General features: G+C 61.3%; 8 protein-coding genes and 1 tRNA gene. All 9 read right to left on the reverse strand.

What is annotated here, in order from left to right; genetic code table 11:
• Positions 1–121: 121 nt before the first annotated feature.
• Positions 122–211, reverse strand: a tRNA-Ser gene (locus FHS81_RS13600).
• Positions 212–403: 192 nt separating this feature from the next.
• Positions 404–1,855 (reverse strand): UdgX family uracil-DNA binding protein, encoded by a 1,452-nt coding sequence (locus FHS81_RS13605; protein WP_183753844.1) that lies wholly within the window; start codon positions 1,853–1,855, stop codon positions 404–406.
• Complete coding sequence (locus FHS81_RS13610) at positions 1,852–3,084, reverse strand: putative DNA modification/repair radical SAM protein (RefSeq protein ID WP_210281700.1); 1,233 nt, start codon at positions 3,082–3,084, stop codon at positions 1,852–1,854. The genes FHS81_RS13605 and FHS81_RS13610 overlap by 4 nt, the downstream gene beginning before the upstream one ends.
• Before the next feature lie 114 nt (positions 3,085–3,198).
• Positions 3,199–4,827: a Na+/H+ antiporter gene (locus FHS81_RS13615; protein ID WP_183753846.1), complete on the reverse strand. Its 1,629-nt coding sequence runs from the start codon at positions 4,825–4,827 to the stop codon at positions 3,199–3,201.
• Positions 4,828–5,047: 220 nt separating this feature from the next.
• Positions 5,048–6,232 (reverse strand): acetate/propionate family kinase, encoded by a 1,185-nt coding sequence (locus tag FHS81_RS13620; protein WP_183753848.1) that lies wholly within the window; start codon positions 6,230–6,232, stop codon positions 5,048–5,050.
• A 135-nt stretch (positions 6,233–6,367) separates the two neighbouring features.
• A complete protein-coding gene (locus FHS81_RS13625) occupies positions 6,368–7,726 on the reverse strand; it encodes a bifunctional enoyl-CoA hydratase/phosphate acetyltransferase (RefSeq protein ID WP_183753850.1) in 1,359 nt (452 codons plus the stop codon).
• 133 nt (positions 7,727–7,859) lie between these two features.
• On the reverse strand, positions 7,860–10,469 hold the full coding sequence (locus tag FHS81_RS13630; protein WP_183753852.1) for a plasma-membrane proton-efflux P-type ATPase: 2,610 nt from the start codon (positions 10,467–10,469) through the stop codon (positions 7,860–7,862).
• 165 nt (positions 10,470–10,634) lie between these two features.
• Positions 10,635–12,971, reverse strand: a complete 2,337-nt coding sequence (locus FHS81_RS13635; RefSeq protein WP_183753854.1) for a DUF3141 domain-containing protein — start codon at positions 12,969–12,971, stop codon at positions 10,635–10,637.
• Positions 12,972–13,532: 561 nt separating this feature from the next.
• Entirely contained in the window at positions 13,533–13,727 is a 195-nt protein-coding gene (locus FHS81_RS13640) for a hypothetical protein (protein WP_183753856.1), read from the reverse strand.
• Positions 13,728–13,756 lie beyond the last annotated feature (29 nt).

Consider the following 13,756-nt stretch of genomic DNA (forward strand, 5'->3'; position numbering starts at 1 on the left):
TTGCGCACTACACGCTTCGCGTCGAAAAATGTGGTTCGCCACCGCGCCATCCCTGTGAGAAAAGGGTGGGACAAAAGGCGCTTCCTGGCGCTAAAAAATCAATAAAATCAATCAGTTGTTTTGGCGGAAGAGGTGGGATTCGAACCCACGAACGAGTTGCCCCGTTGCTGGTTTTCAAGACCAGTGCCTTCAACCACTCGGCCACTCTTCCATATGTTCTCACAGCCAAGACTTTTTCGCTTCGTTGGGCGGATGAGCCTTAGCAGAGTTTTGCTCAATTAGCCTGCGCCAGCGGAAATGGCAAGTCGGCAATCTGGCTGTTTCTATTGCACGCCTTTCCATGAACAGAAAATACCGTCCGTCGCCATCGCAAACCCGATGCGGGACGTAGAGGTGCCTGTCATCAGGCGGACATTATATGGTCTGCTGGCGGCGGATGGTGCATCGCTAACTTGCGAAGATCGGCGCTGAGTTCATGGCGGGCTTCGGCCTGCTGTTGCGGGTTGCGGAGGCGGAGAATGTAGGCCGGGTGCCACGATATCAGAACCGGGCCGCCATGCAGGCCGGTCTCAATGGTTCCGCGCCGGGCGGCAAGGGCGCGGTCGTCGCCCGTCAATGCGAATGCGGCCGATGCTCCGAGGGCGATGGTCATACGTGGCCGGATGAAAGAGAGTTCCAGACCAAGCCACCATCGGCAGCGGTCGATCTCGCCCTTATCCGGGTTTTTGTGCAGGCGCTGCTTGCCTCTTGGGGTGAATTTAAAGTGCTTGACGGCATTCGTCATCCATACGCTGGCGGGCTCGTTGCCGGTCTCGGCCATGATCGTTCGCAGCAATTGTCCGGCGGGACCGATGAAAGGGCGCCCCTCCAGATCCTCACGGTCGCCGGGCTGTTCGCCAACGATCATAGATTGAGCATGCGGCGTGCCCTCTCCCCAAACGGTTTGCGTTGCCGCCTCGCACAGATTGCAACGGCGACATTGCAGGGCAGCTTCACGAGCTTCACCCAGCGTGGTGGGGATGTCGTCGGCCTGCGGCATGGCTGCGCGGTAACGGGCCGTAACGGTTGCAGCGCCGGTGCGAGGTTTGGTGGCGCCTGCCTCGCGCATGCGGGCGACACGCGCTTCAGCATCTGCAAGCATATCGGGAATCAGTCGGGTTTCAGGCAGATTCTTCCAATACTTCTTCGGCATTTCTGAACGCATGGCATTCAGCTTGATCCGGGCCGGGTTGAAAATGTTGGTGAAGTAAGTCGCCCATAAAGCTTCGGAGGCATCTTCCGGCAGGTCGGGTCGTGCACTTCCGGGAGCGAAACTCAGGCGGCCATCCTCGAAACGGGCCGTCAGCCGCGGCGTGGCGATGAGCCAGTCCATGTCGCCGAACCGCTTGACGAAAAAGGCGCTGCCCGGCTCCAGCGTATGATGCTCCGGCTCGAACCATGCGGCGAAACTGCGCCGTTGCCCTCCCGGCAATTCGCGAAATCGCACGAACGCGTGCATTTTATGGATATCGCGCCCAACCGATTTCGCCATGAGATACAACTTACGGCCCAGCGGATCGGCTTGCGATAGCGGATCTCCCTTCTGGCGGTCGAGACGCCACAATGCTTCATAGAGCATGGCGAAACGATCCGGCGAGGCATGCCAGATCACCGAGCCTGCCAATTTGAGAAAGGCCGGCGGCACACGCGCCTCATGCGGTCCGCTGCTGTCCGGCAAGGGGCCGGCAGCGAACAGACTGCCTTCGCCGTTCCAGTCGATGTCGCCGGGGGCGATGCGGTGGCTGATGGCGCGCCGGGCGGCGTCGCGCCATGCGCTCAAAGTATTCCGCTCCGGCAGGGTGATGCTGTAGGTCACAGCAAACTCAATTGCTCGGGCGGGGGCGCGAAGCGGGCGCGCAGGTTGGTGCTGTCGATGAGGCCGCGCGGCGTCCAGCCCGGCAGGCTGACGAACGGCCGAGCCTTTTTCATCAACGCCCCCATGTGCGTCAGATCCTCGAACCGCAAAGTCCGATCCCGGCGGGCGGCGATGATCTTGTCGACGATACGCACGCCGAAACCGGGCACCCGCAGCAGCATTTCACGCGACGCACGGTTCACATCCAGCGGAAACTGCCCCCGGTGCTGCAAGGCCCATGCGAGTTTCGGGTCAATGTCCAGATCGAGGTGGCCTTTCTGTGTGCCTGTGGCGATTTCAGCCGCGCTGAAGCCGTAAAAACGTAGCAGCCAGTCTGCCTGATAAAGCCTGTGCTCGCGCATCAACGGCGGTTTCACCAGCGGCAGCGCCGCGGAAGCGTCAGGTATGGGGCTGAACGCCGAATAATATACCCGACGCAGCCGGTAGCCGGTGTAAAGACGCGTCGCGCTGGAGAGAATGGCGACATCATCAGCGCCATCCGCGCCGACGATCATCTGCGTGCTCTGCCCCGCCGGGGCAAAGCGCTGGGCCTTGCGGCCGGTGTGGGTCTTGTCTTTCGCGGCCTCTCCCTCCAGCCGCACCTGGGCCATGACGGTGCGGATGGTTTCCGGCCGCTTCTCGGGGGCGAACTTGCGCACGCTGCCATCCAGCGGCAGCTCGACGTTGATCGACAGCCGATCCGCCCACAGACCTGCCTCGCGGATCAACTCCGGCGCGGCGTCGGGAATGGTCTTCAGATGAATATAGCCGCGAAAGTTGTGCGTCTCGCGCAGGGTTCTTGCGATGCGGACCATGTCGCTCATGGTCTGGTCCGGCGAACGAATAATGCCCGAGGACAGGAACAGGCCTTCGATATAGTTGCGCCGATAGAACTCCAGCGTCAGCGTCACCACCTCGTCGACGGAAAAGCGCGCCCGCTCGACGTTGCTGCTGACCCGATTGATGCAATAAGCGCAATCGAAGATGCAGAAATTCGTCATCAGGATTTTCAGCAGCGATATGCACCGCCCGTCTGGCGTATAAGCATGGCATATGCCGCTGCCGCCGGACGAGCCCAACCCGCCTTGCTTCGAATCCCGCTTTTCTCCCCCGCTGGAAGCGCAGGAGGCGTCATATTTCGCCGCGTCCGACAGGATGGCGAGCTTTTGCTGAAGTGTCATCCGGCTCATGGATGAAACTTACATGTTCATGATATGTTCGTCAACGGCGAGCCGCCGACACTCTATATTTCCATATCCGTGGCGGCGGCAATCTCGTGAATGCCGCCGCCACGATATAGGCGATTACGGCGCGAATCTCGCCTCGATGAGGTCGATGTCGTCCACCAGTTTGCGCGCGGCATCTTCCGGCAGTTCCTTGGCGCGGACGAGACGGAACACTTCCTCGCGCTCGGCCTTGACAGCGCTTGCCAGCAAAACGCGCATCAATTCGCGCGAGCCGGATCGCGGCTGGAACTCGCCGAAATCGCTGGTCTTCTCGTCGATGCGGTTTCGGTAGAAATCGAGGATCAGTCTGGTTTGGCGTTGCAGGGCCGTTTCGTCCACGTCCTCGCGGATCTCAAGCGCGCGTTTTTCCGTGGCGACGATCGCCGCCTGCGCCGAAAGCACCAGCGCCCGGTCGATCTGCTGTTCGTGGTCCTCGCCCTCGTCCATGCGCAGGCCCTTGAGGGCAACAGGCAGGCCAACGCTGGCCACGATCAGCGACACCAGAATAACCCCCGCCGCGAGCAGGATGGCGAGATCACGGGCGGGAAACTCCGAACCATCGGTCATGACCAGTGGCAACGTCATGATGCCGGCCAGCGTCACCGTGCCCCGGGCGCCGGCGAGCGTGATCACGGATGTCAGACGGAAGGTCTGCAACCGCGTATCGCCATGCATTTCCTTGCGGAAGGTGAGCAGCAGCGAGATCTTCACCCAGATGAACCGGGCTGCCGCGAGAAAGGCGCTGATCGCCAGCACGTAAACGACGATCCACAGCGGGTTACCGTGGCCGGTTTCGACGACGAGATCGGAAGCGCCGTCAATGAGCCGAGGCAACTGTTCACCGAGAATGACGAAGGTCGCGCCACTGGCGGCGAAGTAGATGGTTTCCCACACGGCCTTGCGGTCGATGCGCGTGACGGCAAGGTCGGTATCGTTCCGCTCGGCGACGCTCATCGCGATGCCCGACGCTACGGCGGCCAGAATGCCCGAGGCCTCGATGTGCTCGGCAATGATATAGGCCACGAAGGGCGTGAGAATGCTGGTCAGGATGCGCGCGGGGCCGTGGTATCCCAGCCGGCGGCTGATCTGGCTCTTCAGCGCGGTGATGACAAACGTCATGGCGACGCCAGTCACAATGCCGCCTAGCGCCAGCCAGCCGAAGGTTTCGGACGCGCTGAAAAACGAGAAGCTGCCCGTCAGCACCGCGGCGACGGCGAACTTCATCGCTACGAGGCCGGAAGCGTCGTTGAGCAGGGATTCGCCTTCCAGAATATGCATGATGCGCTTTGGCACCGGCGTTCTGGCGGCAATGGCGGATACCGCAACGGGATCGGTGGGGGAAATGATCGCCGCCAGCGCAAAGGCGACACCCAGCGGAATGGCCGGCACCATCCAGTGGATGAACAGCCCCGCACCGAGCACCGTCACGACCACAAGGCCGATGGCCAAAGACAGCACGGTTGGACTGTCCCGCAATAATTCATCGTTGGGAATGCGCCATCCGTCGAGAAACAGCAGGGGCGGAATGAAGATGATGAAGAAGATATGCGGCTCTATCTCGATGTCGTAGGACGTGGTCAGGCTGATCAGCACGCCCAGCGCCGTCTGGATGAGCGGCGCAGGAACGGGCAGCGGCAATATGCGCTCTATGACGGTGCCAAAGGCGATGGCCGCAAGAACGATGAGCGTTACGGTGAAAGTTTCCATCGGTGTGCCTGTTGTCGGTCGATCTCTCAGAAGGCGACAGACCCCGTCCGCGTTTCGTTCAGAACGCAGACGGGGTCCAGGTTTTTGATTGTGAGCCCGCGATCCGATTCCATCGGCGCGTGAACTTTCTTATTAGCGATGCGGAGCACTATCCAAAAGTCACGCGCCGGACGGGTGGCCGGCGCGTCATTATCGGCGATGATTGCAATCCGCTGCGGTTTTACGCGTTGTTGTGGGTCAACTCGAAGGTGTGATGTGCGATCATCAGTTCCTCGTTGGTCGGGATGACGAGCACTTTCACCTTGCTGTCGGGTGTCGATATCTCGATGTTGTTGGCGTTGTTGGCCGCGCTGTCAATCTTCAGACCAAGCCATTCCAGCTTTTCGACAACCGCCGCGCGGACAATCGACGAGTTTTCTCCGATGCCGGCGGTAAATACCAGCGCATCCAGCCCGCCGAGCAAGGCGGTGTAGGCGCCGATGGTCTTGACGAGGACATAGACGAAATAGTCCACGGCCAGCTTGGCATTCGGGTCCGCACTCGCCTGCAACTCCTGCATGTCGCCGGAAATGCCGGAGAGACCGAGAAGCCCGCCGTCGGCGTAGAGCGCCTTTTCAAGGCTCTCGATGTCGTAGGCGCCAGAGCGGACGAGGTAGAACAGCACGTCCGCCGGCACGTCGCCGGAGCGCGTGGACATGGGCAGGCCCGTGAGGCCGGCGAAAGCCATCGAGGTTTCGATGCTCTTGCCGTCCAAAATTGCGCAGACCGAAGCGCCGCCGCCCAGATGCCCGACGATCACCCGGCGCGCATCCGGGGCATGCTTCGGCACCTGCCGATGGATGTAGTCATAGGAGATGCCATGATAGCCCCAGTGGCGCACGCCGGTATCGCGGGCTTTCTTGGGCAGGGCATAGATCTGCGCCACTTCCGGCATGGTGCGGTGGAAGGACGAGTCGAACACCGCCACCTGCGGCAGGCCGGGAAAGACTTCCGCGACTGCGCGCGCGCCCAGCACTTCATAAGCCTGATGCGAAGGCTCCATGCGCTTGAGATCGTCGAGATAGTCGATGATCTCAGCCGTCAGCACGGTGGGCTGGGCAAAGCGCGTGCCGCCCAGCACCACACGGTGACCGGCAGCCTTCACCTCGATCTGCTTCTCGTGCCCTTTCAGCCAGTCGATGATGAAGGTCAGTGCCTTCTTGTGGTCCATCGGCTGGTGGTCGCCCCATTCCTTGGCGTCGATCGGCTTGCCGTCGGCGGTCTTGGCGATGAAGTGCGGCTGCGTCGACATGTTATCGATGCCGCCGGTAATGATGAGGGGCAGCGTCTTGTCGGCATCCAGCTCGTAGATGCCGAACTTCAGGCTGGTGGATCCGGAGTTGATAACGATAATGGCGTCGGTCATCACAGGCTCCATGCATTCCGGGCGCGCTCAGGTGGCGCTTGGCCCGGACAGGATTTCGGGAGGGAAGCCGGCGCACGATGACGGGCGCCGGCAGTCGTTGCTTGGTTTGCTGTCGTTGTTTGGTTTGGCGTGCGGTCAGCCTGCCGCGGTCGGCAGGATGGCTTCCGGATTACGGGCCAGCGCGTCGGCATAGAGCGCGGCTACCGCAGCGGAGAAGCGGCGGGCTACCGCCGTGTCGGCGCGGCTGGTCAGGATGATCGGCACGCGTGCGCCGACGACAAGGCCAGCCGTCTGCGAATCCGCCATGAAGACGAGGTTCTTGTAGACGAGGTTGCCGGCGTCGATGTTCGGCACCAGAATGATGTCCGCCTGCCCGGCGACCGGCGAGACGATGTGCTTGATCTTCGCCGCTTCGGCGTCGACGGCAGCGTCGAGATCGAGCGGACCATCGACGATGCCGCCGACGATCTGGCGACGATCGGACATCTTGGCCAGCACCGCTGCATCGACGGTGGTGGGCATGCGGGTGCGCACCAGTTCCACAGCGGCAACCACGGCCACCTTCGGCACCTCGACGCCCAGCGCGATGGCAAGGCCGATGGCGTTCTGGACGATATCGGCCTTCTGGTCGGTATCCGGCGTGATGTTGAGCGCCACATCGGTAACGATCACCCGCCGCGCATAGGTCGGCACGGAAACCACCGCCGCATGGCTCAACAGGCGGCCGGTGCGCAGGTTGCTCTCCTTCTGCAGCACGGCATGCAGCAGTACATCGGTGTGCAGGCTGCCCTTCATCAACGCGCCGACCTCACTCTTGCCGGCAGCCAGCGCCGCCTTGGCGGCAGAGTCGGCCTCGTCCTCGGTGGAGACGATCTTCGCGCCGGAGATGTCGAGTTTCGCATCGGCGGCGAGCTTGCGGATATCGGCTTCGGGGCCGAACAGCACCGGCACGATAAGGCCGGCAGCGGCGGCGTCCAGCGCGCCTTCGAGCGCATCGGCGCTCAACGGATGCACGACGGCGGTGGGAATGGGCTTGAGGCCCCGCGCGCGCTCCAGCAAAGCATCGAGGCGGTGGTCGGCGTAATCGACCTTGATGCTGGTCGCAGGCGCTGTGACCAGCACGGTGCCTTCGGCAATGACCTTGTCCCCGACCACGGCTTTGGCGTCGAGCAATGCGGTCTTGTCGGCGGGCTGCACCTCACGCACGGTCAGGGTGGCGACGAGCTCGCCTTCCGCCGGCAGGTCATCCTTCACGTCCAGCGAGAGCGAGCGGATCTGGCTGCCGGGGCCGGGCAGCGACGTGCCCACGAGGGCGGCGAATACGGATGTTATGATCCCCGTGGGGGCCTGCCCGGCGGGTTCGCCGGCTGCGAGGCTGGCGTCGCCGAAGGCGTTGGCCCATGCGCGGGCGTCTGCAGCCTGAAGGATACGGGTTGAAGAGGCGGTGTCTCCGGGCCGCAGTTCCTCAAGCGTTTTGTTCGCGATTGTCGGCATCGAACGTGTCTCCTTGGTCTATCGGTGGCGTGCGGACGCAATGCGGCATGCCACGCGGGCAGCCGATCAATGCGGAACGCAGTCCACGCCGAAAAAAAGGGAGGGCCGGAAAGGCCCTCCCTCGACTGTCACATCAGGAAGCCACGATCGGCTTGGTGATGCTGTTGGCCTCACGGCTGTCGGCGATCTTGAAGTACGCCAGCTTGATCCAGTCCAGAACCACCATCCAGACAAGGACGTAGATCCAGACGAGGCCGATGAACTGCCATGGCAGCGGCGGAACCAGGCCAACGCCGAAGAGGCAGATCAGGATAGCGACGATCTGCGTGCCCACGATGGCGAGGAACAGCGGCTTGCTCGGATACGGCGGGCGGAACAGCGAGTGACGCGTGCGCACGACGAAGAGCAGCAGGTGACCGCCAGCGGCGAGCTGCAGGAACAGCATCGTCTGCAGGTGCGGGAAGTCGAGATGCAGCCAGCTCTGAAGCCCGGCATCCTGAATCCAGTACTGGGCGATGACCACGAGGCCGAAGCTCTGGATCAGCGCGAAGAGACCCATGACCGACGAGAACACGACAATGCGGTGCATGTTCCATTTGACGGGTTTCTTCGATGGTTCGACGTTATCGTAGGCGATGGTCATGATCGGGATATCGTCCAGCAGCGCCAGAACGACGATCATGATGGCGGTGAGCGGCTGGAAGTCGAACACGATGTAGGCCAGCACCACGACGAACATGATGCAGATGGTCATCGCGATACGATAATAGACGTAGCTGGTGATGCGCTCGAAGATCGCACGCGACTCGTTGATCGCGTTGACGATGGTCGACAGGCCGGGCGCGGTGAGGATGAGCGCCGCAGCGCTGCGTGCCGCATCCGTGGCGCCGCTGACGGCCACGCCGCAGTCGGCCTGCTTGAGGGCCGGGGCGTCGTTCACGCCGTCGCCGGTCATGGCGACGATGTGGCCGCGCTCCTGAAGCGCCTTCACGATCTCGAACTTGTTCTCCGGGAACACACGGCCGAAACCGTCCGCCTGCTCCACGGCGCGAGCCGCGTCGATCGGGATGTGATCCGGATCGACATTCTTGCCGAACACGTCCGAAGCCACCAGCAGATGCGTACCAAGGCCAAGCTGCTGCGAGATCTCGCTGCCGATGGCGATATCGTCGCCAGTGACCATCTTCACGCTGAGGCCGAGTTCCTTGGCCTGGGCGATGGTGGTCTTGGCGTCCGGGCGCGGCGGATCGAGCAGGGTCAGGAGGCCCAGCAGCTTCCACGTCTTGCCCTCGTCATCAGAGCGGGCGACGCCCAGTGCACGGGTACCGTGGCGGGCAAGATCATCGACATCGCCGAAGTATGTCTTGGCATCGCCCTCAGTGGCCCCTTCCTGAAGACCTGCCAGCGCCGCGATCACCTGCGGAGCGCCCTTGGCAAACTGGATCTGCTTGCCGTCCGGGCCGGTGACGATGCCAACGGTCTTCTTGTTGACCGGGTCGAAGGGGATGAAGTCAACCTGCTTGTACTGGTCGAGAACCTTGCGATCCTTCAAGCCCTTGAACACCGCCTGATCGATGGCGTCGGTGCTCTGGCTCTGGGTCGCGAGAGCCGCGCCGACGATCAGCTCATCCGCCGTCGAGCCCGAGAAGAGGATCGGCTGCTGGAGCGCAAGCTGGTTCAGGGTGAGCGTGCCGGTCTTGTCCGAGCACAGAACGTCGACGCCAGCCAGCTCCTCGATAGCGGAGAGACGCGACACGATAGCCTTCTGACGCGACAGCGCCAGCGCGCCCAGCGCCATCGTGACCGACATGACCGCCGGCAGAGCGACGGGCACGGAGGCCACCAGAAGCACGAGCACGAACTGGGCGATCTCGCCCGCTTCCGACCAGTGCCAGCCGCCGGGGCCGGTGATGTCGCGGCCGACCTGCGTGCCGATCAGGATGATGGCGAGCAGAATGGCGAGCAGGATGAGGAAGTCGCCGATGCGGGTAACGGCCTGCTCCGCGTGTGACTTCGCGCCGGCGGATGCCACCAGATTGGCCGTGCGGCCGAAGAAGGTGTTGTTGCCTGTCGCGGTCACGACGCCGGTCATCGAACCCTGACGGGCGATGGAGCCGGAATAGCCGCTGTCGCCGATTTTTTTCGAGACAGGCAGGGACTCGCCGGTGAGCGCCGCCTGATCGACGGACAGATATTTTCCGTCGAAAAGAATGAGATCTGCCGGCAAAATTTCACCGCCGGAGACGGTCACGATATCGCCGGGGACGAGATCGGCGGCATCCGCCTCAACCCATTTCCCGTCTCGAAGCACATGGGCCTTGAGGGCGAGACCCTTCTTCAGTGCCGCGAGCGCGCTGGCCGCCTTGTTGTCCTGCCAGAAGCCGACCGCCGCATTATAAAGCAGCAGCGCGGTCACGACGATGAAGTCGGGCCAGTCCTGCCGCAGCAGCGAAATGATGGCCGCAGCCTCAATCATCCACGCGATCGGGCTCCAGAAGTAGCCGAGAAGCTTTTTCCAGCGGCTTTCCTCATGGGCCTGAATGGCATTGGGGCCATACTTCGTCAGACGCTGTTTGGCGTCAGCCGAGGTCAGGCCCTTGTCGGACGATTGCAGGGTCTTGAACGTGTTGGCAATACCTGCTGCGTCCAGCGTCGTGCTCTTCTTGGTCGCGGACGCATCCGTACTGGAAGCGGCCGCGGCCCCGGAGCCGGCTGGCAGTGTAGCTGATGTCGTAGACGACATTGAAAAGACCTCCAGTCTGTAAAATGGCGAGGCTGCCCGATCTTCCCCCACGCTGAAAAGTTGCCCGGCGCGGGGGTATCTCGAGACAGCTTCGCGGTGTCGGCGATTGCTTCAACGAAGCGGAAGAATGCGCCCGATGGTATTCAACCGGCGAGCGCATCGGATTTATTCGGCAACAGGCGTGCTCGTCGTAATGGCCTTGCGGGTGCCGTCAGTTACTTTGGCGGAGGCCTTGCCGGTCAGGGCCGGCACTGGTTTCGTCTGTTCGGCGGTATCCGGCTCGTCCGCGACCTTGAGCACCTGGGCGACATGGTCGAGGCGCTGTTCTTCCGGCCCGGTCAGCACGCCGTTGGCACCCACGATCTCGATCGTGTCCTTGATCAGGTTCTCGCGCGCGGCTGCGTCGGACACCAGCTCGGGAAGAGCATTGATTGCCTGATCGTGAGCCGGGTCCAGCATCAGCACGTCAAACTGCGCGCCGACGAGTTCCTTGTACTTGTCGAGGTTGAGATGCGTCAGGCTCCGGCCCAGTTCATTAAGGGCCAGCAGCGTCCTGTCGTTGAACCTGTGATGGGCCAGCGCCACGTAGAGCACCGAGCGCACCAGCGCCTCGTCGTAACCGCCGACCGATATACGGGCGGTGACGGCTTCGGCCTGACGCTTGCGCTGTTCCCGCTTCTCCGGGCTGACGGGCGGGAGCTGGCGAACCGGCTCGCCATCGTTCAGGCCCAGCAAGCCCTGCACCACCGGGTTGCCGTAGAAATTGAAGAACGATTGTTCGATCAGCTTGTCGCGCGCGTCGCCGATGGCTGACAATGTGGCGTTGATCTGGTCCGAGACGTGCTTTTGCAGAACGAGATAAGGGTTGGTCTCGCTGGCCGGCCGGCGGTTTGCGCGCGCTTCCTCGGCCAGTTTGGCCACCGGCTTCATCAGCGGGTTGCCATCGGCGAAGAAGGTATAGCTGAGGCGCAGCGGGTTCGACTTCAGGATGAAATCGGAAAGTTGCGGGGTCGACAGCGTTTGCACGAACGGGCGCAGGAAAGTGCGGTAAAGCGAGTGGTTGATCTCGCTCAGACGGCGCACGGCGGCGAAAGCCTTGTCATCCTCGGGGGTGTTGCGGCCGTACGCACGCAGGTTGTCGAAGGTGCGAAGCTCGAACGATGTGTTCCATGGCAGCTTGCCGGCCTTGACCTCTTCTTCGGACGTCGGCGTAATGACCATCTCGTAGAGACCGGGCGGCAGCAGCTCGATGACATCGACGAGGCGGATCATCTCCTCGTCTTCCTTGCCGCCGACCTTGGCGGAAACGAAGATGGCAAGATGCCCGACCGTGGGGTTGACGCAGTAGACAATGGTGCGGCCTTCCGCACGCAGTTCGTCGACATCCTTGTAGAGATCGAGAATCCAGCCCAACGTCTGCGGCGGCGGGCTGATGTTGTCGCCTTCGGAGGTGAGGACGAGGATCGGCGACGTGATGTTGCGCAGATCGAACACCGTGCCGTCGTTGCCGCGCAGCTCATTGCGCGTCAGGCGGTCACCGATGAACATTTCATCCACGAGATACTGAATTTCAGAGCCGTTCAACTGGATGAAGTCGCCCCACCACTTTTCAAAGCCGAGATAGCGCTGCTGGTCGGAGTCGACATCGGCATAAACTTCATACTGCTTGCTCCACAGCCAGTTGCCGAGGTTGAGCGTGTCGAAGTTCAGGATCAGCCACGTTCCGTCGAACTTGCCGCCGGAGAGGTCGCTGACCAGTTCGGTGAGCCATGAACCACCCAGCATGCCGCCAGCGTAGCGCATGGGGTTCTTGCCATGCACGCCCTGCCAGTAGGACATCGGCGAACCGGCAACCATGCCGACGCCAAACAGGTCGGGCCGCTGAACGGCGACGAGCAACGTCTGATAGCCCGCCTGACAGTTACCGATCGCAAGCGGCTTGGGAGCATCGGGATGACGTGCCACCACGTGCTCGAAGAACTTGACCTGGCCTTCGACCACGTCGAGGAAAGTCTGGCCGGGTTCCGGCTGGGCGGCAAAGCCGATGAAATACACTGCATGGCCATGCTCGAAAGCTTCGCCGATCTCGCTGACCGACTTGAAGCCGCCGATGCCCGGTCCCTGACCCGCGCGGGGATCGACAATCACAACCGGACGCTTCGCCGGATCGATGATAGTGCCTTCCGGCGGAATGATGCGCGACAACGAGAAGTTGATCGGGCGCTCAAGCGACCGGCCGCTCAGGATGATCTCATGATCGTAGATCAGCACTGTCGCAAGCGGGCTGGACGTGATCTTTTCCTGCTCGTTACCGCGCTCGCGCAGGGTTTCGAGGAAGAGAACGGTGCGCTGCCAGGCATCAACCAGGTACTCCGGCAACGGTGCGGAAGATGCGGACGGACCAGGCCACTGCGGCGCCTCGCTCCCCCACGATGCAAGCGGAGCGGGCAGAGGCCAGAGAGATTGATTGGTGAATGGAGATGACGTGGTATTGGCAGACATTACGATCTTCCTCGCGGTAAGGAGATGATAATTTTACTTGATATAGATCAAGTTATCATAGGTAGCTGACAAACGATGATCGATTATTAGTATTTTTGGGAATTTTAGGTTTTTACATCGCGTGTTGTCAACTCAATACATTGTATTAATTAAATGCTTTGCCGGAAAATAAAATGCAATTCAAGCTCAGTTCCGGCAAAAGAACAGATGAACGGGCTGGTAAAATTATTTTTTGGATAAAATATCTGTTTTATATCAATAGCATAAATCATTATGGCAGTCTCTCTGCCTGCCGCGACCATCAGGCGCGATACCTCATGAAATCAGTTTTCATTACAATAAAATAACTCAAGACAATGAAATTATATTTTCTTGATTTGAATATATCGTCGACCAAATAGACTTTAGATCATAAATCCAGCGCCAGCTCACGCTGCGCGCCTTGTCGGAACCGCCATAAAATAAAAAAGAGCATAATCCTTTTGAGTCGGATTATGCTCTTTGTGCTTGTTCAGTTTTCACGCAAGTATCGAAAGTCGACTCGGGTTTTGCCCTTCAGGTTCAGCCGACGCGGCCGAGGCGGTGGTAGAGGTGGGAGTATTTCGAGGCCTCGGGCGTATCCCGGATTTCCTTCAGGTAGTGGGCGATGGCCGTGCGGATCAGGTCGAAATCTTCCTGGGAGAACACCGCACGCGAGCGCTGGGGCTGCTGGATCGGGTGGAGTTGGTCTTCTTCCTGGTGATGCGGTTCGGTCATGATCGTTTTCCTCTCTCTCTGGTCTGGTG

The organism is Pseudochelatococcus contaminans, from assembly GCF_014195635.1.
GTDB classification, from domain to species: domain Bacteria; phylum Pseudomonadota; class Alphaproteobacteria; order Rhizobiales; family Beijerinckiaceae; genus Pseudochelatococcus; species Pseudochelatococcus contaminans.

Excerpts from the sequence above, each read along its gene's own strand:
- FHS81_RS13615 (WP_183753846.1), bottom strand. The coding sequence starts at position 4,827 with ATGGAAACTTTCACCGTAACGCTCATCGTTCTTGCGGCCATCGCCTTT.
- FHS81_RS13620 (WP_183753848.1), bottom strand. The coding sequence starts at position 6,232 with ATGACCGACGCCATTATCGTTATCAACTCCGGATCCACCAGCCTGAAG.
- FHS81_RS13625 (WP_183753850.1), bottom strand. The coding sequence starts at position 7,726 with ATGCCGACAATCGCGAACAAAACGCTTGAGGAACTGCGGCCCGGAGAC.
- FHS81_RS13640 (WP_183753856.1), bottom strand. The coding sequence starts at position 13,727 with ATGACCGAACCGCATCACCAGGAAGAAGACCAACTCCACCCGATCCAG.
- FHS81_RS13610 (WP_210281700.1), bottom strand. The coding sequence starts at position 3,084 with ATGAGCCGGATGACACTTCAGCAAAAGCTCGCCATCCTGTCGGACGCG.
- FHS81_RS13630 (WP_183753852.1), bottom strand. The coding sequence starts at position 10,469 with ATGTCGTCTACGACATCAGCTACACTGCCAGCCGGCTCCGGGGCCGCG.
- FHS81_RS13635 (WP_183753854.1), bottom strand. The coding sequence starts at position 12,971 with ATGTCTGCCAATACCACGTCATCTCCATTCACCAATCAATCTCTCTGG.